21 protein-coding genes are annotated in these 22785 nt (G+C 73.1%); 4 read left to right on the top strand and 17 right to left on the bottom strand.

Annotated features, from left to right (window positions below):
- Positions 1-27: 27 nt before the first annotated feature.
- Positions 28-1821 (top strand): alpha/beta-hydrolase family protein, encoded by a 1794-nt coding sequence (locus A4A78_RS09070; RefSeq protein WP_062948509.1) that lies wholly within the window; start codon positions 28-30, stop codon positions 1819-1821.
- A 12-nt stretch (positions 1822-1833) separates the two neighbouring features.
- Here the strand turns inward: A4A78_RS09070 and A4A78_RS09065 are convergent, their stop codons facing one another.
- On the bottom strand, positions 1834-2694 hold the full coding sequence (locus A4A78_RS09065; RefSeq protein ID WP_062948507.1) for a sulfurtransferase: 861 nt from the start codon (positions 2692-2694) through the stop codon (positions 1834-1836).
- Complete coding sequence (locus A4A78_RS09060) at positions 2691-3911, bottom strand: endonuclease/exonuclease/phosphatase family protein (protein ID WP_062949788.1); 1221 nt, start codon at positions 3909-3911, stop codon at positions 2691-2693. The genes A4A78_RS09065 and A4A78_RS09060 overlap by 4 nt, the downstream gene beginning before the upstream one ends.
- Before the next feature lie 71 nt (positions 3912-3982).
- Here A4A78_RS09060 and A4A78_RS09055 point away from each other — a divergent pair, with 71 nt between their 5' ends.
- The gene (locus A4A78_RS09055) at positions 3983-4864 is read left to right on the top strand and encodes an NAD(P)-dependent oxidoreductase (protein WP_062948503.1); all 882 of its coding nucleotides are present in this window, start codon (positions 3983-3985) and stop codon (positions 4862-4864) included.
- Between the two features lie 4 nt (positions 4865-4868).
- Here A4A78_RS09055 and A4A78_RS09050 read toward each other — a convergent pair whose 3' ends face one another.
- From A4A78_RS09050 to A4A78_RS09035, 4 genes are all read right to left on the bottom strand, one after another.
- Entirely contained in the window at positions 4869-6530 is a 1662-nt protein-coding gene (locus A4A78_RS09050) for an FAD-binding dehydrogenase (protein ID WP_062948501.1), read from the bottom strand.
- Positions 6531-6532: 2 nt separating this feature from the next.
- Complete coding sequence (locus A4A78_RS09045; protein ID WP_062948499.1) at positions 6533-6853, bottom strand: hypothetical protein; 321 nt, start codon at positions 6851-6853, stop codon at positions 6533-6535.
- Positions 6854-6895: 42 nt separating this feature from the next.
- On the bottom strand, positions 6896-8137 hold the full coding sequence (locus tag A4A78_RS09040) for a hypothetical protein (protein ID WP_082835274.1): 1242 nt from the start codon (positions 8135-8137) through the stop codon (positions 6896-6898).
- 142 nt (positions 8138-8279) lie between these two features.
- Positions 8280-9500, bottom strand: a complete 1221-nt coding sequence (locus A4A78_RS09035) for an SPFH domain-containing protein (RefSeq protein WP_062948497.1) — start codon at positions 9498-9500, stop codon at positions 8280-8282.
- A gap of 91 nt (positions 9501-9591) precedes the next feature.
- Between A4A78_RS09035 and A4A78_RS09030 the strand changes: the two genes are divergently transcribed.
- Positions 9592-10518 (top strand): arsenic resistance protein, encoded by a 927-nt coding sequence (locus A4A78_RS09030; RefSeq protein ID WP_062948495.1) that lies wholly within the window; start codon positions 9592-9594, stop codon positions 10516-10518.
- Here A4A78_RS09030 and A4A78_RS09025 read toward each other — a convergent pair.
- The 6 genes from A4A78_RS09025 to A4A78_RS09000 form a co-directional block, all read right to left on the bottom strand.
- Positions 10508-12322, bottom strand: a complete 1815-nt coding sequence (locus tag A4A78_RS09025) for an ABC transporter ATP-binding protein (RefSeq protein WP_062948493.1) — start codon at positions 12320-12322, stop codon at positions 10508-10510. The genes A4A78_RS09030 and A4A78_RS09025 overlap by 11 nt on opposite strands.
- 96 nt (positions 12323-12418) lie before the next feature.
- Positions 12419-13357, bottom strand: coding sequence for a Na+-dependent transporter (locus A4A78_RS09020; RefSeq protein ID WP_062948491.1), 939 nt, complete (start codon positions 13355-13357; stop codon positions 12419-12421).
- A 33-nt stretch (positions 13358-13390) separates the two neighbouring features.
- Entirely contained in the window at positions 13391-14014 is a 624-nt protein-coding gene (locus A4A78_RS09015; RefSeq protein ID WP_062948489.1) for a response regulator transcription factor, read from the bottom strand.
- Positions 14011-15171, bottom strand: coding sequence for a sensor histidine kinase (locus A4A78_RS09010; protein WP_231881005.1), 1161 nt, complete (start codon positions 15169-15171; stop codon positions 14011-14013). The genes A4A78_RS09015 and A4A78_RS09010 overlap by 4 nt, the downstream gene beginning before the upstream one ends.
- A 23-nt stretch (positions 15172-15194) precedes the next feature.
- Positions 15195-16052 (bottom strand): ABC transporter permease, encoded by an 858-nt coding sequence (locus tag A4A78_RS09005; RefSeq protein ID WP_231881004.1) that lies wholly within the window; start codon positions 16050-16052, stop codon positions 15195-15197.
- Complete coding sequence (locus A4A78_RS09000) at positions 16049-16972, bottom strand: ABC transporter ATP-binding protein (protein WP_062948485.1); 924 nt, start codon at positions 16970-16972, stop codon at positions 16049-16051. Before A4A78_RS09000 ends, A4A78_RS09005 begins: the two co-directional genes overlap by 4 nt.
- A 97-nt stretch (positions 16973-17069) precedes the next feature.
- On the opposite strand from A4A78_RS09000, the gene A4A78_RS08995 reads away from it, so the two are divergent.
- A complete protein-coding gene (locus A4A78_RS08995; RefSeq protein WP_062948483.1) occupies positions 17070-18572 on the top strand; it encodes an amidohydrolase in 1503 nt (500 codons plus the stop codon).
- Positions 18573-18600: 28 nt separating this feature from the next.
- Here the strand turns inward: A4A78_RS08995 and A4A78_RS08990 are convergent, their stop codons facing one another.
- From A4A78_RS08990 to A4A78_RS08970, 5 genes are read right to left on the bottom strand one after another with little or no spacing between them, the layout of a single operon-like run.
- Positions 18601-19437 carry a carbohydrate ABC transporter permease gene (locus A4A78_RS08990; RefSeq protein WP_062948481.1) on the bottom strand — a complete coding sequence of 279 codons (837 nt, stop codon included), beginning with the start codon at positions 19435-19437 and terminating at the stop codon, positions 18601-18603.
- A complete protein-coding gene (locus tag A4A78_RS08985) occupies positions 19430-20341 on the bottom strand; it encodes a carbohydrate ABC transporter permease (RefSeq protein ID WP_062948479.1) in 912 nt (303 codons plus the stop codon). The genes A4A78_RS08990 and A4A78_RS08985 overlap by 8 nt, the downstream gene beginning before the upstream one ends.
- Positions 20331-21611, bottom strand: a complete 1281-nt coding sequence (locus A4A78_RS08980) for a sugar ABC transporter substrate-binding protein (RefSeq protein WP_062948477.1) — start codon at positions 21609-21611, stop codon at positions 20331-20333. Before A4A78_RS08980 ends, A4A78_RS08985 begins: the two co-directional genes overlap by 11 nt.
- A gap of 48 nt (positions 21612-21659) precedes the next feature.
- Positions 21660-22031 carry a MauE/DoxX family redox-associated membrane protein gene (locus A4A78_RS08975; protein ID WP_062948475.1) on the bottom strand — a complete coding sequence of 124 codons (372 nt, stop codon included), beginning with the start codon at positions 22029-22031 and terminating at the stop codon, positions 21660-21662.
- Complete coding sequence (locus tag A4A78_RS08970; protein ID WP_062948473.1) at positions 22028-22759, bottom strand: VOC family protein; 732 nt, start codon at positions 22757-22759, stop codon at positions 22028-22030. The genes A4A78_RS08975 and A4A78_RS08970 overlap by 4 nt, the downstream gene beginning before the upstream one ends.
- Between the last annotated feature and the right edge of the window lie 26 nt (positions 22760-22785).

Below are 22785 nucleotides of genomic sequence, written 5' to 3'. Positions count from 1 at the left end.
TCGACGTCCTCCGATAGCCTTCCCCCCATGCGCTTCGGCCCCGCCTCCGCACTGTCCTCCCTGACCGGCCTCACCGGCGGCGCCGCGCGAGCGCTGCGCCGCACCACCCGCCGCGCGCGTCGCGGGGCGCGCCGCTCGGCGATCACCGCCCCGCTGGACACCGGCGGCTTCCTCGGCGCCTCGCTGACCGCATGGATCTCGACCTCCCCGAGCCTGCTGCCCCGCACCTGGTGGATGTGGGCGGTGAACATCGGGCTGTCGGAGGTCTACGGCTATGCCGCCGGCACCCTCGCGGGCCGTGCCGTGCGCCGCGCCGGCGCCGCGATCGGCCTCGAGGTGGACATCGCCCCGGACCACCGCCGCCGCGCCCGCTGGGCGGGGGCGTGCGCCCTCATCGGCATCACCGCCTACTCGTGGGTGCGCGGGGTGATGCGGCAGCGGGAGATCAGCCATCTGGTCCACCAGGAGCCCAAGAATCTCGCCACGCACCTGGTCGGCACCGCGGCCGGGGCCGGGTTCTCCCTCGCCGCGCTCGTCGCCGCCCGGTCCACCGTCGCGACCGCGCACTTCTACCGCTCCCTGCTGCGTCCCTACCTGCCGGCGCGGGTGGTCGGCGTCGCCTCGCTGCTGCTGACCGCCGCGACGGTCGCGGTGGTGGTGGACCGGCTGATCCGCGGGCGTGTGCTCGAGGGCATGATCGAGCGAGCCGACGCCGCGAACCGGCTGATCTCCCCCGACGTGCCCCGCCCCACCTCCGCGCTGCGCTCGGGCGGGCCGGGATCGCTGGAGACCTGGCAGTCCCTCGGCGCGCCGGGCCGCAAGATCGTCTCCGCCGGCGCGGAGGCGGCCACGATCTCCCGCACCGTGGGCCGGCAGGCGGCCGAGCCGATCCGCGTGTACGCCGCGAAGTCCGGCTCCCGCACCCTCGAGGACACCGTCGACGCGGTCATCGCGGAGCTGGACCGCACCGGCGCCTGGGACCGGGAGGTGCTGGTGCTGTTCACCGGGACCGGCACCGGCTGGCTGCAGGAGTGGTCGCTGTCCGCGATCGAGTTCCTCACCGCGGGGAACTGCGCGACCGCCTCCCTCCAGTACTCGTACTTCCCGAGCCCCCTCACCTATCTCGCCGACCGCCGCTCCCCGCAGCGCGCCGGCGCACTGCTGGTCCAGGGCGTGCGGCGCCGGATGGCGCAGCTCCCGCCCGAGCGGCGTCCGCGCCTGTACGTGGCCGGCGAGTCGCTGGGCGCCTTCGGCGGCACCGCCGCGTTCCGCGACCTTCCCGAGCTGCTGCGCACGGTCGACGGAGCGGTGTGGACGGGCACCCCGAGCTTCACGCCGCTGTGGGAGCAGCTGACATCCCGTGCCCGGCCCGGCTCCCCCGCGGTCGCGCCGATCATCGACGACGGCCGGCACGTCCGCGTGGTCACCCGCCCCCGGGACCTGGACCGCAACTACTGGGGCGGGCTGTACGTGACGTGGGAGAGCCCGCGCGTGGTCTTCGCCCAGCACCCCTCGGACCCGGTGGTGTGGTTCGACCCCTCGCTGCTGTGGCGGGAGCCGGCCTGGCTGCAGGAGCGGGTGGGGCACGACGTCACCCCGGCGATGCGCTGGTTCCCGTGGATCACCTTCTGGCAGATCGCCTCGGACATGCCGCTGTCGATCGCGGCGCCCGGCGGGCACGGGCACTCGTACCACGAGGAGATGGTCCCGATCTGGGCGGCGGTGCTGGGCCAGGACGTGCCCGAGGAGCAACGCCCCGCGCAGCGACGCCGGCACCGCGAGATCATCGCGGCGATCCGGGAGATCCACCCGGGAGCGTGAGCGGGAGGGAGCTCAGGGGTTCGGACCGACGGCGACGGGCCGTCCGGGGTCCGTGCTCCACTGCGACCAGGAGCCGGGGAAGAGCCGCACCCGCCCGAAGCCCGCGGCCTCGAGCGCGAGCAGGTCGTGGGTGGCGGTGACGCCGGAGCCGCAGTACACGACGGTCTCGCCGTCCGCGGTGACGCCGGCGGCCGCGAAGCGCTCCCGCAGCTCCTCGGGGGGCAGGAAGCGCCGCTCCGCATCGAGGTTGCCGGCATAGGGCAGGTTCACGGCGCCGGGCACGTGGCCGGCACGCGGGTCGATCGGCTCGACCTCGCCGCGATAGCGCTCGGGGGCGCGGGCGTCGATCACGACGGCCTCGTCAGAGGCGGCGAGCTGCGCGACCTCGTCGGCGCTCGCGATCCGGTCCGCGGGCCAGTCCCGCACCGGCACGTCCCCGGGCTCCGGGGTGACGGGCCCGCTCTCGAGCGGTCCGTTCCAGGCGTGCAGGCCGCCGCTGAGCACGGAGGCCTCGTGGCCGAGGGCGCGCAGCATCCACACCAGGCGGGCGGAGGGGCCGCCGTCGGTGTCGTCGTAGGCGACGATGCGGGAGTCCCCGGTGACGCCGAGACGGCGCAGGGTCGCGGCGAAGTCCGCGGGATCGGGCAGCGGGTGACGGCCCGCCTCGGGGCGCGCCGGGGCCGCGAGCTCGGTGCCGAGATCGACGTAGACCGCGCCGGGCAGGTGCCCGGCGAGGTGGTCGTGCTCGCCCTTGCTGCCGTCGAGCGCCCAGCGCACGTCGAGCAGGACCAGGGGACGGTCCTCCTGCCCGATCTCGTCGATCAGCGCGTGGAGCGCGGCGACGTCGAGGAGCGGGGCGGAGGTCGGGCTCACGCCTTCACCTGCAGGTCCACCCGCACCAGGCGGTGGTCGGAGGTGGGGAAGGGGTGACTGCCGGTCAGCTCGCTGCCCGGCTCGCCCCGGCGCGGCCAGTACACGGCCGAGGAGGCGATCTGCAGCCCGCGGGCGGGCAGCACGTAGTCGACGCGGAGGTTCCCCGGGGCGGGCTCGGCGAAGTCGGCGGTGTCGTACCGCGCCTCGCCTCCGTGCTCGGCGTTCGCGCCGACCTGCAGCTCGGCCGCCTCCACGGCGCCGTCGCTGCTGGGCTTCGGGTCCTGGACGCGGGGATGGCGCAGGAGCTGCTCGATCGCGCCGGGCCAGGAATCTCCGTCGGCCGGATCGGAGTTGTAGTCGCCGAGGATCACGAAGGGGGCGCTGGGCTCCAGGCCGCCGCGCGTCCCGGCGTCGTCGACGATCCACTGCGAGCGACGGCCGGGCTGGAGGTAGTCCACCCACAGCCGGATCTCGTCGTGGTTGCGGCGCTGGTTGCGCTTCTCGGGTCCGTCGAAGCTCGGCGGGGTGGGGTGGGCGACGAGGACGTGGAGGACGTCCGTGCCGATCTGCACCGGCACGTCCCAGTGCGACTTCGAGCTCAGCCGCAGCTGCGGGGAGATCTCCGGCCCGTAGAACTCGGTGGGCAGCAGGTTGTGCGGCATGTCCGCCCAGCGCAGGTTCTGGAAGGTGCGCACCTGATCGGTGAGGATCGGGTAGCGGGAGAGGACCACCATCCCGTACTGGCCGGGGAACTGGCCGAACCCCCAGGCGTCGTCCGGGCCGCCGACGGTGCCGTCGCGGTTCAGGTCCAGGCCGGAGGGCACGCCCGTGTTCACGGGGGCGGTGAAGGCGTAGGGGTAGAAGGCGGGGCTCTGCCCGTTCTGCGGCACCTCGAGGTACTTCTCGCGGAAGAGGTCCACGCCGCGACCCTCGTCGTCGTGGTCGAACTCGTTGAGCAGCAGGATGTCGGGGCTGTTGATCTGGATGACCTCGGCGACCGCCCGGATCTGGGCGTCCTCCCCGGTGGCGAGGTCCTCGAGCAGCTGCCCCTCACGGCCCCGGTTCAGGGAGGCGTTGTAGGTCGCGGCGCGCAGCGACTGGAACGGACCGCCCCGACGCGAGGGCTCCGCCGCGGCGGCGGTGGCGGCGGCGGGCAGTCCGAGCCCGGCAGCAGCGGCGGCGACGAGCGCCCGGCGACGGGAGAGGCGAGGAGTCATGATCTCCATTGTGCACGTTCCCCGGACCGGACGACAGGCCGCTGTGGACGGCCCGGTGGCACACTGGCGGCATGAGAATCGCGTTCCTGGGCACCGGCCGCATGGGCACCGAGCTGGCCCTCCATCTGCTCCCCGACCACGAGCTCACCGTCTGGAACCGCACCGCCTCCCGCACGCAGCGCCTCGCCGAGGCGGGCGCCGCCGTCGCCTCCACCGCCGCCGAGGCCGTCGCGGACGCCGAGCTGGTCGTCACCTCGCTGTTCGGCCCCGATGCGGTGCGGGAGACCGTGATCGCCCCGTCCCTGATCCCGGCCGGCGTGACCTGGGTGGACACCACCACCGTCTCCCCCGCCGACGCCGAGGAGTTCGCCGACGCCGTCCCCACCTACGTGGGCGCGCCCGTGGTGGGCACCCTGGGCCCGGCGCGCAGCGGCAGCCTCGGCGTCTACGTCGGCACCCCCGACGACGCACGGCGTGAGCAGGTGCTCGACCTCGTCGCCCCCTGGGCCGATCCGGAGCGCCTGCGCGGCGTCGGCTCCGGCCGCGAGGCCGCCGTCGGGAAGCTGCTGGCGAACCTGGCGCTCGCCGTCTCCGCGCAGGGCCTGCGGGAGGCGCTCGCCCTCGGCGAGGCGACGGGCACCTCCGCGGAGGCGACCCTCGACATGCTCGGCTCCACGGGGCTCGCGTTCATCGCGGGGATGAAGGGCCCGTTCGTGCGCGGAGAGCGCAGCACCGAGGGAGGGGACTTCACCGCGGACGCCATCGCGAAGGACGCCCGGCTGATGATCGACACCGTCGACGGCGCTGCGTCCGACGGCTCGTCTCGCCCCGGCAGCGACCTGCCCGCGCTGCGCGGCGCCCTGGCCTCGCTCGACGCGGAGATCGCCGCCGGCCACGGCGAGGACGACTTCTCGACGATCCTGCTCTCGGAGGCCGAGCGCACCGGCGAGTGAGGCCTCAGCGCAGGTCGGCCAGGATCCCCTGCCCGGCCTGGCGACCGGAGAACAGGCAGCCGCCGAGGAAGGTGCCCTCGAGCGCGTTGTGGCCGTGCACGCCGCCGCCCCCGAAGCCGCTCGCCTCGCCGGCCGCGTAGAGGCCGGGCAGCGACCCGCCGCCGGGGACGCCCTCGCGCTGCACGCGGCCGCCGAGGTCGGTCTCGAGACCGCCGAGGGTCTTGCGCAGCAGCACGTGCAGGCGCACCGCGATGAGCGGACCCGCCGAGGGGTCGAGCAGCCGGTGCGGGGAGGCGGTGCGGATCAGGCGGTCGCCGAGATAGCCGCGCGCGCCGCGCAGAGCGGTGATCTGGGCGTCCTTCGAGAAGCGGTTGCCCACCTCGGCGTCCCGCGCCCGGATCGTGCGCTCGAGCGCGCGGGCGTCGATCAGGTCCTCCCCCACCAGCGCGTTCATCTGGTCGACGAGCCCCTCCACGTCGCGGGCCTGGAGGAAGTCCTCGCCGCGGTCGAGGAAGGCCTGCACCGGGCCGGGCGCGCCGGGGCGCACCCGTGCAAGCACCTGCTTCCAGTCCTTGCCGGTGAGGTCCGGGTTCTGCTCGCTGCCGGAGAGCGCGAACTCCTTCTCGATGATCTTCCGGGTGAGCACGAACCAGGAGTGGTCGTGGCCGGTGGTGCGCAGATGGCGCAGGGTGCCCGTGGTGTCGAAGCCGGGATAGGCGGGGGCAGGCAGGCGGTGGCCGCGCGCGTCGATCCACAGCGAGGACGGTCCGGGCAGGATCCGGATCCCGTGGCCGCGCCAGACGGGGTCCCAGTTGCGGATCCCCTCGGTGTAGTGCCACATGCGGCTCTTGTGGATCCAGCGCGCTCCGGCCCGCTCGGCGGCGAGCATCCCGGAGCCGTCCACGCTCGCCGGCACCCCGTGCACGACGTCCTCCGGCATGGTGCCGAGCTCCTCGGGCCACAGCGAGCGCACCAGCTCCTCGTTCCCGCCGATCCCGCCGGTCGCGAGGAGCACCGCCGCGGCGCGCTCCTCGAAGTCGCCGACGACCTCGCGGGTCGAGCCGGCACCGCGCGGGGAGCCGTCGGCCGCGAGCACGCTGCCGCGCACCCCGACCACGCGCCCCTCCTCCACCAGCATCTCCTCCACCGCGTGCCGGGTGCGCAGCGCGATCCGCCCCGCCTCGCGGTGCGCGGCGAGACGTCGGGCGAAGGGCTCGACGAGGCCCGGCCCCGTCCCCCAGGTGAGGTGGAAGCGGGGCACGGAGTTGCCGTGCCCCTCGGCGCGGCCGTCGCCCCGCTCGGCCCAGCCGACGACGGGGAAGACCCGGTGCCCCATCGACCGCAGCCAGTCGCGCTTCTCCCCCGCCGCGAACTGCAGGTAGGCCTCCGCCCAGCGGCGCGGCCAGGTCTCGTCGGCGCCGTCCTCGAACGCGGCGGAGCCCAGCCAGTCCTGACGGGCGAGCTCGAGGGAGTCACGGATCCCGAGGCGGCGCTGCTCGGGGCTGTCCACGAGGAACAGCCCTCCGAAGCTCCACCACGCCTGCGCGCCGAGGTCCTGCTCCCCCTCGCGCTCCAGCAGCAGCACGCGCCGTCCGCCGTCGGCGATCTCGGTCGCGGCGACCAGGCCCGACAGCCCGGCGCCGACGACGATCACCTCGGCCTCCATGGTCACTCCACCCTGATCCGTCGGACCCGCTCGAGATGGTCGCGGCTGTTGACGCCGGACATGGTGCGGCTCTTCTGGCGGTTGTTGCTGCCGACGCGGCGGTCGTCGGTGCGAAGGTTGCCGACGGCGACGTCGGTCTTCTTCTCGAACTCGTGCCGCTTGTCCCGGTTGCGGTAATAGCGGTAGATGCCGATGTAGGTCCCCAGGAACACGGCCGGCCCCAGCAGGAAGGGGAAGGCGATCCCGGCGGCGCCGTCCCCGGAGTCGGCCAGCAGCATCGCGGCGGTCGGGTCCGCGGCGAACTCAGCGAGCAGCGGGTGCATGCGGGCCTCCTCGGGGGCGGTAGGTCGTGGTCGGCGTGCTCATCAGAAGAACATGTAGGCGAGACCGGCGAGCGCGCCGACTACGGCGGCGACGGTGCCCGCGGCGCAGGAGGCGGCGAAGATCTTCGGATGGGAGACGGGCACGGAGCCCATCGTGGTGCCGGTGCGGCCGTTGACGGCGATGTAGTGGGTGAGCGCGCCCTCGCCCTTGGCGGAGTCGGCGTAGCTGTACAGCCACACCGGAACGTAGATCGACACCCAGCGGGTGCCGTGCACGGCCACGCCCTCCTCCTTCCAGCGCACCCCGCGGTCGTAGCGGGAGATGGTGGGGGTGGCCTTCGCCCGGGCGATCGCGAGGAACTTGTCCTCCACCTCGGCGTCGACGTCCCGGACGTTCAGGTCGCGCCGCTCGGAGGTGAAGCCCTTGAGGTAGTTCGAGTTGTAGGTGACCGCGTTCTCGGTGTCGTAAGGCTGGACGGCGTTGAGGATGTTGTTGGTCGCCTGCTCGTTCTCGTCCGCGTCGAAGCGGCTCGCGGACTCGACGGTGAGGTCGTCGACCAGCAGATCGAAGGCGCGCTGGACGGCGTAGACGTCCGCGTCGTAGTAGGTCTCGGTGACGTAGTTGTCCTTGCCCACGCGGCGTCGCACCGTGTACTCGCGGGTGGTGACCTCGCCGGTGCCTCGCAGCACGGCGTGCATGTTCCCGTCGACCACGAGATACGGGATGTACACGCCCATCACGTTCTCGGGCACGAACTCCTGCGTGAAGCGGCCCAGCGCGAAGGTCTTGCGCTTCCCGGCGAAGGCGTCGATCCGCTCGACCGCCTCCTCGCGGGTGAGCAGGAAGGGCAGCACCGCGTCCGGCACCGCGCCGTTGGGGATCTGCGAGTTGATCGAGAGGGTCTGGCGGCACCAGTGGCAGCGGGCCTGCATCTGCTGGTCGACGTTGAGGACGATCTCCGCGCCGCAGCCCTGGCACTTCAGGGTCACGGTGGTGAGGTCCTCGCGCACGTCCGCGGTGCCGGAGGCCATGGTGTGGCCGCGCAGCTCCGCGATCGAGGAGTCCAGGCCGAAGCGCTGCTCGGCGACGTCCTCGTTCCAGCTGTGGCGGCAGTACGAGCACACCAGCGCCTTCGCGGTCAGCGAGTACTGGATCTCGGTGCTGCCGCAGCGCGGGCACTTGTTCAGTCCGTCCTCACGTCCGGAGCTCGTGTCGATGATCCGCTCGGAGCTGTGGCCGGCGGCGGCCTCGGCGGCGCGCGCGACGGCCTCGTCCCCGAGCATGGGGGCGTCGGTGCTCGACGACGCCGCGCCTCCGGGCTGCGGGGCCCGGGGCGGCTGCGGCGGGCGCGCCCACGGCGGGCCCTGCGGATCCTGCGGAGGAGGTGAGGTCATCGAGAGGGTGCTCCAGGCGTGCGGGCGCGGCTCAGAGGCCGAGCGCGGCCTTCTTCGCCGCCTCGTAGTCCTCCTCGCTGATCAGCCCCTGCTCCAGCATCTGCTTGTACTGGGCGAGCTTCGCGACGGGGTCCTCCTGCGCGGGGGCGGGCTGCTGCTGCGGGGCCTGCTGCCCCTCGGCGGGGGCCTGCTGCTGCGGGGCGCCCTGCTGGCCGGGCGGGGCCCACGGCTGGACGGGGTTGACCATGCCGCCCGCGGCGCCCATGCCCGCCCCGAACATCGCCAGTCCCGCGCCGCCGCCGTTCTCGCCCGCGGCCTGCACGCCGCGCGCCGCGGCCTGGTTCATGAAGGACTGCGAGCGGGCGCCGGAGAGCGCGTCGGCCTTCTGCACGTCGGCCAGCAGCTCGCGGGTGCGCTGGTCGTACTCGATCGAGACGATCGCGGTCTTCACGATCGCGAGGCCGCGGTCGCTGGACCAGCGGTACCCCTCCTCGACGGCGGCCGAGAGCGACTGGGCGAAGCCGACCGAGTCGCCCTGGATGCGGGAGATGCGGTTGCCCTTGTCGGGGTCGTTCGTGTAGCGGGAGAACGCCTGGGCGAGGGAGCCGACGACCTCCTGGAACATCTGGTTGCCGGCCGCGTTGTCGGGATCGGAGAAGTCGAACACGGGCGCGTTCGCGGAGATGAACGAGGCGGGCACGAAGTTGTGCACGAACAGCAGCGGGTCGATGATCCGCATCGTGTAGGAGCCGCGCGTGACCGCGCCGACCTGCGCGTTCAGATACGCGTCGTCCCAGTAGATCTCCGACTGGGTGCCGAAGCGGTTGTCGGGGATCTCCTTGAGGCTCACGTAGAAGGCGAGCTGCTGCGAGGAGGGGCGGCCGCCGTACTTGAAGCGCTCCCAGGAGGTGCCCACGGTCGAGGCGAGCAGGTCGTCGCCCGCGAAGACGGAGCGGGCGTCCGGGGAGGAGTCGTTGAACTCGTAGCCGCCGGCCTCGGTGATCAGGCCCGTCGCGCGGCCGTCGACCACGGTGATCAGGCCGTAGCCCTGGGGCACGAGGATCTTCGAGCCGTTGGTGATGACGTTCTCGGAGCCGCGGGTGTTCGAGCCGCGGCCGGCGTTGGTGCCCTGCGGGACCGCCGGGAACAGCGCCGCCGTCTGCGGCAGCCCGTTCGGGACGGTGAGGAAGTCCTTCCACTGATCGGCGAGCATGCCGCCGACCGCGCCCTTGAATGCCTGGATGAATCCCATGTGAGCTCCTTCGTCGCCCCCGACGTTGTGATCGCGGCCATGCTACCGCCCGTCCCCGGACGCCCGCTGGGCGCCCGGCTACAGTTCCCCCATGGACCTGCTGCCGCTGCTCGAGCGCCGACAGGTCCCCCTCTATCTCGCAGCGATCGCGGCTGGGGTCCTGCTCGGTGTCGCGGCCCCGGGCACCGCCCCGACCCTCGAGCTCGCCGTCGAACCCGCGATCGCCGCGCTGCTGCTGGTGACCTTCCACGGCATCCCCCTCACCCGCCTGGGCGCCGCCCTCGCAGGCCCCCGCTTCCTGCTCGCGCTGCTGGCGCTGAACCTGCTCGCGGTGCCGCTGATCGTGTGGGCCCTGACCCGCCCGCTCGCCGGCTCGCCCGATCTGCTCCTCGGCGCGCTGCTGGTGCTGCTCGCCCCGTGCATCGACTACGTCGTGGTGTTCACGGCGCTCGCCCGCGGGGCGCACGAGAAGCTCCTGGCCGCGACTCCCCTGCTGATGCTGGGGCAGATCCTGGCGCTGCCGGTGCTGCTCCCGCTGCTCGGCGGCGGCGCGGCGACCGCCGCGATCGACCCCGCCCCGTTCCTCCGGGCGCTCGTTCTGCTGGTGCTCCTGCCGCTGCTGGCCGCCGCGCTGCTGCAGCGCCTCGTCCCCCGCCTCGACGTCGCCCCGGCGATGGTGCCGCTGATGATCCTGGTGCTGCTCGCCGTCACCGCCTCGCAGACCCCGCGGGTGCTCGGCGCGGGCGGCGCGCTGCTCGCCCTCGTGCCCGTCTACGCGGCCTTCCTCGTGCTCGCCACGGGAGCAGGCCTGCTGATCGCGCGCCTGCTGCGCCTGGACGCCCCCACCGCCACCGCCGTGACCTTCTCCGGCGCGACCCGCAACTCGCTCGTGGTGCTGCCGCTGGCGCTCGCGATGCCGACCCCGCTCGCCCCCGCGGTCGTGGTCGCCCAGACCCTCGTCGAGCTGATCGGGATGGTGGTGCTGGTGCGGGTGCTGCCGCGGCTGATCAGCCGGTGATGTCGAACCGTGCCAGGCGCTTGCGGTCGCCGCTGTTCTGCAGGTCCAGCAGCTGGGCGTAGATCCCACCGGAGGCGGCGAGCTCGGCGGGGGTGCCGATCTCGTCGATCCGCCCGTCCTCGAGGGTGATGATCCGGTCCACGGCCGCGATGGTCGAGAGGCGGTGGGCGATGATCAGGGAGGTGCGGCCCTCCATCAGCTCGTCCAGGCCCTTCTGCACCTGCCGCTCCGCCTTCGTGTCCAGGGCCGAGGTCGCCTCGTCGAGCACGAGCACCGGCGCGTCCTTGAGGATTGCGCGCGCCACCGCGATGCGCTGGCGCTGCCCGCCGGAGAGCTTCAGCCCCCGCTCGCCGATCACCTGCTCGTAGCCGCCGGGGAAGCGGCGCACGAAGCCGTCGGCGTTCGCGCGGCGGGCCGCGTCGGCCACCTCCTCGTCGCTCGCGCCGGGCCGGCCGTAGGCGATGTTCTCCCGCAGGGTGCCGGAGAACAGGGAGGCGTCCTGGAAGACGACGCCGATGCGGGAGCGCAGCTCGTCCAACGGCAGCTCGGTGCTGGTGCGTCCCACCACCTCGACCTCGCCGACCCGCGGCTCGTACAGGCCCAGCAGCAGGTTCACGATCGTGGACTTCCCGCCGCCGGACTCGCCGACCAGCGCGATCTTCTCCCCGCGGGCGACGGCGAAGTCGATCCCGTGCAGCACGTCCTCGTCGTCCTCGTAGGCGAAGGACACGTCCCGGAAGCGGACCACCGGGGCGCCGGGCACCGGCTCGATCGCCGGCGGCGGCACGTCCTCCTCCGCGCGGGCGAGCATCGCGGCGGTGCGCGGGTCGACCTCGGTCCCCATCACGCGGAAGTAGTCCTTCGACCCGGCGATGGCGCGCTGGGAGGAGTCGATCACCCAGCTCATCGACTCCACCGGCGCCTTGGCCATGCTCATCAGCTGCACCAGCAGCACCATCTCGCCGAGCGTGAAGGCGCCCTGCACGGTGCGCACGAAGATGATCACGTAGATGCCGAAGAACACCAGGTTCAGCACCGCGCGGCGGATCACGTCCATGCGGTGCCAGTGCGTGGACTGGGCGCGGGTGGTGGCGTCGGTGGACCAGAAGCGCCGACGGAAGTCCTCGAGCTCCGAGCGCTCCCGCACGAAGGACTTCACGACCCGGATCTGGCCGACGACCTCGGCGAAGCGGCCGGAGGCGATGTCGACCTGCTCGTTCTTCTCGCCCTCGAGCCGCTGCCACTTCACGGAGGTGAGGGAGGTCAGCCACACGTACAGCGGGAACACGATCAGCAGCAGCACCGTCAGCGGCCAGGCGTACCAGGCGCTGATCGCGAGCACCGCGACCGTGGTGATCAGCATCGACGCGAAGGAGTTCGACATCATCTTCGCGAAGTTCGTGATCTCGGTGATCGAGCGGTTCAGCCGCGCCACGATCGTGCCGGTGATCTCCCCGTCGAACCAGCGCTGGGGCAGGTGGAGGAGCTTGTCGTAGTAGCGCACCGAGAGGATCGTGCGCATCCGGTTGCTCATCACGTCGCCGAACCAGCCGCCGATGTTCGACACGACCGTGTTGAACAGCTCCGCGACCAGCACCGCGGCCGCGATCAGCACCACGGCGCGGACGGCGGCGGAGGTGGGGGTCTGCCCGCCGACGGCCCCGGCGACCGTGTCGGTCGCATGGCCGATCAGGAAGGGGACGGCGAGCGCCGCCGCCGCGGTGAGCACCGAGCAGAGGATGACCGCGGTGTACAGCGGGGCGAGAGCACGGGTGAAGCGCACGATGCGCAGGAGGGATGCCACGTCCCACCACCTTACGGAGGCGGCGCGGCGCGGTCCATGAGCCGCCTCACCCGGGCGCGACGCCCTGAGCGAACCGGCCTGCTCCCCCGTCCCTGCTCAGTCGTCCTTCGGTCCGACGATCCCCAGCAGCACCCCGAGGGTGGCCCGCTCCCCCGCCCGGCGTCGACGGACGAAGCCGGTGGCGAGCGCATAGGGCACGAGCATCACGAAGCCGACGGCGCTCAGCAGCAGGATCGCGACGACGATCGAGCCGGTCTGCGCGCTGCCCTCGGCCCCGGTGCGGGCGACCAGGAGCGCGGCGGCGATGTTGCGCTGGCTGGTGAGGATCGCGGGTCCGTCCGGGACGGTGAGGGTGTCCCCGGCGAGGTCGCCGGCGAAGCGGCCCGCCACGAAGGCGAGCGCGACGAGCCCCGCGGCGACGAGGAGCACCGGGGAGAGCAGCAGGTCCAGCACGAGGCCGGAGTTCGCGCCGAAGCCGGAGAGGAACATCAGCACCGCCGAGACCGCGGCGACGCCGCCCGCGATCCGGGCGAAGAGATCGGCGCGGCCCGGCCAGACCGCGGCGATGACGATGCCGGCGATCATCGGGGAGAGCATCGTGCCCAGCAGCAGCTGGGCGACGGACCAGCCGTGCACCTCGACGTCCCGCAGCAGGAAGGGGACCACCAGCGGCATGAACGCGATCGAGCCCAGCAGCAGCACCGCCATCGGCCCCGCGGTCTCGCCGTAGGGGATGCGGGCCATCGCCCCGAGCTGCAGCACGAACGGGGCGCCGGCCGCGCACAGCGCGATGACGAACCCCTCCCCCGTGTGGTGGGGCAGCAGCCCGGCGAGCAGCCAGATGAGCAGGGTGCCGACGGCCGGGACGACGACGAAGTTAGCGCCGAGCACGGCGAGGACGGTGCGGCGGTCCCGCAGCTGGTCGCGGAAGGCGCGCAGCGGGGTGCGCAGCCCCATCGAGAGCATGGAGGCGATCGCGAAGGCGGGCACGCTGATGTCGATCAGCGCGCCGAGCAGGGCCTCGATCGCATCCACCCCGGCAGACTACGCGTCACCGGAGGCAGGGGCTCAGATCCAGCCGTTGTCGGAGGCGGTCCTCACGGCCTCGGCCCGGTTCGCGACCCCCAGCTTCCCGATCGCGGCGGAGACGTGGTTGCGCACGGTCCCCTCGGAGAGGAACAGCCGCCCGGCGATCGCGGCGGTGGTGCCGCCGACGGCCGCGGCCTGCAGCACCTCGGTCTCCTTCGCGGTCAGGGGGCTCGGGCCGACGGCGAGGGACTGCGCGGCGAGCTCGGGGTCCACCACCCGCAGCCCCTGGTGGACGCGGCGGATCGCGTCGACGAGGCGCTCGACGGGGGTGTCCTTGACCATGAACCCGCTGGCCCCGGCCTCCATCGTGCGGCGCAGGTAGCCGGCCCGACCGAAGGTGGTCAGCACGATGATCCGCGGGGCGCCGTCGGTGCCCTGCAGCTGCTCGGCCACGCCGATCCCGTCGGCCGGTGCGCCGTCGGCCCCGGCGGGCATCTGCACGTCCAGCAGCAGCACGTCGGGCTGTGCCTGCCGGACCAGCTCGAGGGTCCCGGCGCAGGTCGCGGCCTCCCCCACCACCTCGAGGTCGGGCTCCAGGCGCAGCAGGGCGGCGAGGCCGCCGCGGAGGATGGCCTGGTCGTCGGCGACGGCGACGCGGATCATGCCGCCCGGTCCATCGTCGCGGTGAGAGTGGTGCCGGTCTCGGAGGTCTGGACCCGGAGCCGTCCCCCGGCGAGCGCGACGCGGGCCTCGAGGCCCTGCAGACCGCTGCGGGAGGCGCCGTGGGGGATGCCGATGCCGTCGTCGGCGACGGTCACCGCGTCCTCCTCGACGGTGATCCGGGCGCGCGTAGCGCGGGAGTGGCGCACGATGTTGGTGACTCCTTCGCGGATCACGTAGCCGAACAGCTCGGCGAGGTCCTCGTGCAGCGGCGGCAGGGCCGTGGGGACCTCGGCCTGGATCCCGACGGTGCCGAGCACGGTGCGGGCGGAGGCGATCTCGGTCGCGGCGCGCACGGTCTGCATGCCGGAGGCGGTGGCGCGCACGTCGGCGAGCGCCTGCCTCGTCGTGGTCTCGATGTGCTCGAGCTGGGCGCGGGCGGCCTCGGGGTCGCTCTCCAGCAGGCGCCGGGCGAGCTGGGCGGAGATCGTCAGCGAGGTCAGGGAGTGGCCGACGAGATCGTGGAGGTCCCGCCCGATCCGCTCCCGCTCCGCGGCGACGGCGAGCACGGCGTTGCGACGGTGGGCGGCCTCGAGCTGCTCCTGCAGCACCTGCTGGCGGATGCCGTGCCCGATGCCCCAGGACATGATCGTGCCCATCACGGCGAAGCCCGCCGCGATCGGCTGACCGGCCACGAGCGCGATCGCCATGACGGCGAGGCTCATCAGCAGCATCGAGGGCACCGCCCACCGCCAGGGCAGCAGCAGCACATGCGTCATGGCCTGGAACATCACCATGTAGAGCACGTTCAGGCCGATCACCGGGATCAGCACGAGCAGGATCCCGGTGCACAGCGCGAACCAGATCAGGCGCACCCGCCGCGGGTACAGCGCGATCCCGGTGGTGGCGGCGAACATCGCCCCGTACAGGAGCAGCAGCGCGGTGGCGAGCACCATCGTCGGCCCGGGCGCCTGGATCCAGCCGAACACGATCGGGACCAGCACGAACATCACCGGCGGGAGGGAGAACGCGAGCCCGCCCGACTCCCGCGCGGCCCGGAGCACGCCGCGCGGGGTGAGTGGCCGGGCGGCGGCCTCCTCCCCCGGAGGCGCGGGGTCGCGGGACCACCGCCCCCAGTCCGGGGCGTCGGGGGTGCTCATGGCGGTCATTGTGCCAGCGTCCCTCATCGCCGCTGCAGACCCACCGCCCGGGACATGCTCACCATGCACAGCACCCCGAGCACGAGGGTCCACGCCCCGATCACGACCAGGCCCGTCACCGGCAGCTCCGCCCCCTGCAGGGACCACTGCCCCAGGCTCGAGATCCAGTAGGTGGGCAGGAGCCGGCCGAGCTCCTGCATCCACTGCGGGAACAGCTCCAGCGGCATCCACAGCCCGCCGAAGATCGCCATCGCCATCATCGTCACCACGCCGCCGGCCATCGCGGCGGCGCCCCGGAGCACCATGCCGAGCACGAGCCCGATGAGGATCGTGGGCAGCAGGCCCAGCCACAGCACCACGAGGGTGAGCAGGAACCGGTCGGGAGTGGCCTCGACCCCGGTGGCGAGCCCCACGAGGCCGACGGCCGCGAGCGCGGGGACGATCACGGCGCTCGCGGCGATCACGGAGCCGATGAGGAAGGAGCGGGGCGAGAGCCCGGCGACGACCAGCTGGCGCAGGAAGCCGTTGCGCTGGTCCTCCTGGATCTGGGTGCCGGCGGTGACCGCGGCGCCGAGCCCGCCGTAGGCGGCCATGTTGATCATGATCTGCCCGCGCGCCTGCCCCTCGGCCTCGGCGCCGAACATCATCGAGAACAGCAGGTACATCCCCACCGGCAGCGCGATGGTGAAGACCGTGAAGGCGACGTTCGTGAGCGTCATGGCGGTGGTGTGGGCGGCGTAGCGCAGGGTGCGGGTCGCGGCCGAGGGCGCGGCGGCGGTGCGGGGTGCGGGGGCGGAGCTGAGGACGGTCAGGTCGGAGGGGGCGGTCATGGCGGGGCTCCTGTCGTGGGCGGGGCGGGCGGCGGGGTCGGCGGCGCTCATCGCGCTCCCTCGTCCTCGTGCTCGGTGATCCGCAGGAACGCCTCCTCGAGGCCCGGGGCGGACACGAGCACGTCGTGCACGTCGCTGGCGAGCGGACCGGTGAACAGCGCGGCGAGGGCGGCATCGGAATCCGCGCACACGGCCCGCACCCGTCGGTCGTCGGTCTCGTCGACGGCGGCGCTGTCCACGCCGGGCAGCGCCGCGACCTGCTCCGGGGCGACCCCGCGCAGCGTGATCACGCGCCCGGCGACGACGGCGGCGATCTCGGCGCCGGTCCCGTCGGCGACGACGCGGCCGCGGTCCATGACGACCACGCGGCCCGCCTCCCGCTCGGCCTCCTCGAGGTGGTGGGTGGCGAAGACGACGGTGCGGCCGCTCGCGGCGACCTGGCGCATCTGCTGCCAGAAGGCGCGGCGGGCGCCGATGTCCATGCCGACGGTCGGCTCGTCCAGCAGCAGCACCTGCGGGTCGCCGAGCAGTGCGATCGCGAAGCGGACCCGCTGGGACTGGCCGCCGGAGAGGGCGCTGATCCGCCTCGGCATGAGCTCGGCGATGTCGGCCTGGGCGACCACCTCGGCCATCGGCATCGGATGCGCCTGCAGGGAGTGGAGCATCCGCAGCATGGTGCGGACCCTCTGGTCGGGCAGCAGCGCCCCGGCCTGCAGCATCGTGCCGATCAGTCCGGTGCGGGTCGCGGTGGTGGGATCGGCGCCGAGCACGCGGACGCTGCCCTGCTCCGGGGTCGCGAGCCCCACCATCATCTCCATGGCGGTGGACTTCCCGGCGCCGTTCGGGCCGAGCAGCGCGACGATCTCGCCGGGGCGGATCTCGAGGTCGAGGCCGTCGAGGGCGCGGACCTCGCCGTAGCTGCGGGTGACGCCGCGGAGGCTGAGTGCATCCGTGAGGGTGGTGGTGGTCATGGCTCCACGATCCCGTCGGCGGAGCCGTCTCCCCAGCCCCCGCGATCACGTCCGCCCCATGACAGTCGTCATGGGCGCGGCGGGCTAGGCTGGATCGGTGCTGATCAGACAGGTGCTCACCCTCGACTCCGCCGTCCCCGCGGACCTGCGGATCGACGACGGGGCGATCGTCGAGCTCGGTGCGTCATTGCCGCGCCGCGCCGGCGAGGAGGTCCTCGAGGCGGGCGGTGCGCTCGCGATCCCGGGGCTGTGGGACCAGCACGTGCACACCGGGCAGCTCGCCCAGGCCCATGCCCGCCTCGACACCACCGGCGCGGGCAGCGTCGGCGTGATCCTGGAGCGGGTGCGGGCCGAGCTCGCCGCGCGGCGCGAGAGCGCGACGGACCCGGGCGCGGCGCTGATCGGCTTCGGGCACCGCCTGGTCGACTTCGCGATCCCGCCGACCGTCCCGGCGCTCGACGAGGCGACCGGCGCGGTGCCGACGGTGCTGATCGGCGGCGACGCCCATCACGCCTGGCTGAACTCCGCGGCGCTGCGCGCCCTGGGCCTGCCGCCGCGGGACGGGATCGTCGCCGAGGAGGACTGGTTCGCGCTCGCCCCGCGCCTGCCCGAGCTGCCGGGGGTCGCCGAGTCCGTCGCGACCGGTGCGGCGATGCTGCAGCGCCAGGCCCTGCAGCGCGGGGTCGTCGGCCTGGTGGACATGGAGTGGGGCCGGCCCTGGGAGACCTGGCCGCACCGAAGCCCACGGATGCGGATCCGCACCGCCGTCTACCCCGAGGAGCTCGCCGCGGCACCGGGCCCTGCGGGCACGGTGCTGGATCCGTCGGGCCTGGTGACGATGGGCCCGCTGAAGGTGATCGTCGACGGGGCGCTCGGCTCCCACTCGGCGTACACCCGTGAGGCCTACACCGACGGGCACGGCTACGCCGGCCACGGGGTGCTCAGCGTCGGCCCCGAGGCGCTGCGCGAGGCCCTCGCCGAGGCGGAGCGGCGCGGCCTGACCGCCGCCGTGCACGCGATCGGGGACGCCGCCGCGCAGGTGGCCCTCGCCGCGATCGCCGAGGTGGGGATCGCGGCGCGGATCGAGCACGCCCAGATGCTCACCGACGACGACATCGACGCCATGGCCGCGCTCGGGGTGGCGGCCTCCGTGCAGCCCGCGCATCTGCTGGACGACCGGGACGCGACCGAGGCGATCTGGCCCGGCCACGGCACGCAGGCCTTCCGCCTCCGCGACCTGCGGGAGGCCGGCGTGGAGCTCGCCCTCGGCTCCGACGCGCCGGTCGCGCCGCTGGATCCGTGGCTGGCGATGGCCGCCGCCGTGCATCGCAGCGCCGACGAGCGCCCCGCCTGGCATCCCTCCCAGCAGCTCCAGCCGCGCGAGGCCCTGGCCGCCTCGACCGACGGGGTCGGGACGCTCGCCGTCGGCGGCCGCGCGGACATCGCCCTCCTCGAGGAGGAGGACGACCTCTTCGCCGACGTCCCCGTCGGCGCGGGCGGCCTCATGGTGGAGCCCGCGGCCCGCGAGGCGGCGGCGCGGCTGCGCGCCGTCGACCCGCTCGCGACCGTGGTCGCCGGGCGCCTCGAGTCGCAGCGGTAGACGGAGGCAGCGCTCAGCCCTTCATGTCTCAGCCCTTCATGCCCGAGTGCGCGAGCCCCTCGACCACCCGGCGCTGCAGCACGATGAACAGGATCATCAGCGGCAGCATCGCCATGAACGCCGCGGCCATCATCACCGGGTAGTCGGTGGTGAACTGGCCCTGCAGCGTGGACAGGCCGACGGCGAGGGTGGTGCGGTCGTCGTAGGTCGCCACGATCAGCGGCCACATCAGGTCGTTCCAGGAGGCGAGCGCCGTGAGGATCGCGACCGCGCTCAGCGCCGGGCCGGACAGCGGGAACATGATCCGCCAGAAGGTCTGCCAGGGGCTCGCGCCGTCGAGCCGCGCCGCCTCCTCGAGGGAGCGCGGCATGCCCAGGTAGTGCTGACGCATCAGGAAGGTGCCGAAGGCGCTGAAGATGCCCGGCGCCGCGATGCCGGCGACCGTGTTCAGCCAGCCCAGCTCCTGGATGATGTCGTACTGCGGGATGAGGTAGATCTGGTACGGGACCATCAGGATCGACAGCACCAGCGCGAACAGCAGGTTCTTCCCCCGGAACTCCATCCGGGCGAAGGCGTAGCCGGCCAGCGCGCACAGCAGCAGCTGGCCGATCACCCGTGCACCGGTCACCGCCGCCGTGTTCAGGAACTGGTTCCAGAACGGCACCTGCTCGAACACCGCCGGGTAGTTCCCCCACTGCGGTTCGGCCGGCAGCCAGGTCGGCGGGACCGAGGTGACCTCGGCCTGCGTGGACAGCGACATGCTCAGCTGCCACAGGAACGGGAAGACCATCACCAGCCCGCCGAGCAGGAGCACCAGGTGGGTGCCCCAGCGGGGCCGCGCGGTCCGGGTGGGGCGCTCACTCATAGTGGACCCACCTCCTCTGCATCCGGAACTGAGCCAGCGTGAACACCCCGATGATCAGCAGGATCAGCAGCGCGATCACCGAGGCGTAGCCCTGGTCGTTCTGTCGGAACGCCTCGGAGTAGAAGAGGTACACGAGCGACTGCGTGTCGGCCATCGCGGGGTTGGCCTGCCCCATCATCGCGAACAGCAGGTCGAACAGCTGGAAGCCGTTGATCGCCGTGATGATGGTCAGGAAGAAGATGCTGGGGGTCAGCAGCGGCACGGTCACGGAGCGGAACTGCCGCAGCGCGCTCGCGCCGTCCAGCTGCGCGGCCTCGTACAGCTCCGACGGGATCCCCTGCAGTCCGGCGGAGAGGATGATGATCGCCAGCGGCAGGCTCGCCCACAGGCCGACGATCGACACGGCCAGCAGCGCCCACCAGGGCGCCGTGATCCAGTAGGGCCCCTCGATCCCGACGAGCGAGAGCGCCCAGTTGACGACCCCGAACTCCTGGTTGAAGATCATCCGCCACACGAGCGCGACCGCGACCGGCATCGACACGGCCGGAAGGAAGAACAGCACCTGGTAGAAGCGCGTCAGGCGCAGGCCCTTCTGGTTCATGAGCGAGGCGACGCCGACGGCGATCGGGATGCCCAGCAGCACGATTGCGGTGTAGATCGCGGTGTTCAGCACGGCGCGGGGGACGAAGGTGTCCGACAGCAGCGCGCGGTAGTTCTCCAGCCCGGCGAAGCTGCGGTCGCCGAAGGGGCCGAAGCTCGAGAAGGAGTTCAGGAACGTGGCCAGGATCGGCCAGAAGTAGAAGACGATCACCCCGATCATCAGCGGGGCGAGGAACACCAGCGGCCACAGGCCCTCGCGCGAGCGGCGTCGGCGCGAGGTGTCGTGCGAGGTGTCATGACTCATCGGCGAGCACTCCGTCCATGCGCTCGGCGAGCTCCGCGGCCGTGGCCTCGAGCCGCCCGTCGCCGCCGAGGATCTTCGGGAACAGCAGCTCCTCGAGCTGCAGCCACGCGCTCGTGTTCTGGCTGGCGGGATAGGCCCGGGCGGTCTCCGCCGCGTCGACGAACACGTCGAGGGAGAACTCCGGGATCGCCTCGACGTAGGCGTCGTTCGTGCCGAGGAACGCGGGATTGGCCGCGCCCGCCTCCGCCTGGATGCGGTGCGCCTCCTCGGAGCCGAGGAACGCCAGGAACGCCGAGGCCGCGGGCTTGTGCCGGCTGCGCGCGGACATGGCGCAGCCGATGCCGTGGATGACGTTGGCCTGCTCGGCGCCGTGGATCAGCGGCGCGACCCCCAGCTGCTCGCGCACCGGGGAGTCCTGCAGGAGGGCCGCCTCCCAGTTCCCGGACAGGTACAGCGCCGCGCGGCCGTTCGAGAACAGGTCCTTGGGCTGGTTCTCGGCGGTGTAGCGCACGTCGGGCGCGATCCCGTCGCGGATCATCCCGTCGAGGAACCGGAAGGCCTCGATCGCCGCGGGCTCGCCGTAGCCGGAGCGGGTCTTGTCCTCGGAGAGGACGAACCCGCCAGCCTGCATGATCAGCGGGTAGATCATGGCCTGGTTCGCGACCCCGCCCGGGTTGCCCCAGATCTGCTCGCCGCCCAGCGCCCGGGTGACCGCCTCGGAGGCGTCGCGGTACTCGTCCCAGGACCAGCTGCCGGTGGGCTCGTCCACCCCGGCCCGGTGCAGCAGGTCCCGGTTGAACCACAGGGCGATGGTGTCGAAGTCCTTGGGCACGGCGTAGGGCGTGCCGTCGTAGGTGTAGAGCTCCACGAGGTTCGGCGGGTAGTTCGCCGGGTCGAAGCCCTCGAGCTCGCTGAGGTCCTGCAGCATCCCGTGGGAGGCGTAGAGCTCGAAGTTCGGGCCGTTGATCCAGAACACGTCGGGCAGGTCGTCGCCCTGCGCCTGGATGCGGAGCCGTTCGAAGTACGGGCCGAAGGCCGTGGTCGAGATGCTCACGCCGATGCCCGGGAAGTGCTCGTGGAAGGCGTCGACGATCTGGAGCATGGCCGGCTCCTGCGCCTTGTCCCAGATGCCGAAGGTGATCTCGTCCTCGGTGTCGGCGGTCGCCGGCGGGCCGAGGGCGGCGTCGATCTCGGGCTCCGACGAGCACCCGGCGAGCGCCGCCGCGCCCGCCGCCCCGGCGAGGCCGAGGAAGGTTCGTCTGGACGTCACGTGAACTCCTTTGTCCGTCCGATCACACGAGCGGCCACGTTAACCCATTCACGGTCTGTTCCGCGCGACGTGGAGGGCCTGTGCGATGAGCACGCCCTGCAGCGGGAGGCGACCGACGGCGATCATCCGCTTCCGCGGCCGGGCACGGCGCCAGTCGTACGCCATCTGCACGTTCGCGGGGAACACCGCGACGAACAGCGCCGCCGCCGCGGCTCCTCCCAGGCGCCTGGTCCGGGGCGCGGCCAGCAGCCCCGCCACGGCGAGCTCGGCGACGCCCGAGGCATAGGTGTAACCGCGTGCGGGTCCCGGCAGCGCGGGCGGGACGATCGTGTCGAAGGGCTCGGGCCGGAGCATGTGCAGCGTCCCCGCCCCGGCGAGCAGGGCGCCGAGGAATCCGGCGGTGCGGCGGCCGCGGCTCATGCGCCTGCTCCCACGGCCGGCAGCACGCAGAGCTCGTTCCCGGAGGGGTCGCGGAACACGCGCCAGGGCAGCTCGCCCCAGTCCGGGAAGAGCTCCTCGCCTCCCCGTGCGGAGATCCCGGCCGCGACGGCGTCCGGGTCGTCGCCCGGCTCGAGCCGCACGTCGAGGTGGATCGGGTTCTTGGCCCCGGGCTGCTTCGGTGCCGGCTCCGGGCACAGCTCGAGCAGGGGTCCGCGTCCCGAGGGGTGGCGCAGGGTGCGCGGCGCGACGCCCGTCGCGGGCGTCCAGCCGCTCAGCCAGGCCCAGAACTCCGCATCCCGAGCGGGCTCGGCGGAGTCCATCGGCAGGGCCGCGATCGGTCCGGTGCCGGTGTACGCCTCGCGCTCTTCCATCACGCAGAACGCGCCGCCCTCGGGGTCGCCGAGCACGATCCAGGGGACTTCGCCCTGTCCGATGTCGAGGTCGCTCGCGCCGAGCTCCCGCAGCCTCTGCGCGATCTCCGCCTGCTCGGCGCCGCCGCGGAGGTCGAGATGCAGCCGCTGCGGGGAGTGGTTCGGCTCCGGGACCCGCGCGAAGCACAGGTCGAGATAGGCGTCGCCGCGGATGCTCAGCCTGGTCTCGAAGATGTCGGGCGCATCGGTGAGGGTGGTGGTGCCGAGGGCCGCCTCCCAGAAGCGGCCCAGGCGCTGCGGGTCCAGGGCGTCGATGCCGAGGTTCTCGAGGAACATCCCGCCACCCTATGGCCGCATCGGCT

It is taken from the genome of Brachybacterium sp. sponge (assembly GCF_001613775.1).
GTDB classification, from domain to species: Bacteria; Actinomycetota; Actinomycetes; order Actinomycetales; family Dermabacteraceae; genus Brachybacterium; species Brachybacterium conglomeratum.
Note: the sequence above shows the minus strand (reverse complement) of the source record. Positions and strands in the feature narration are given on the sequence as shown.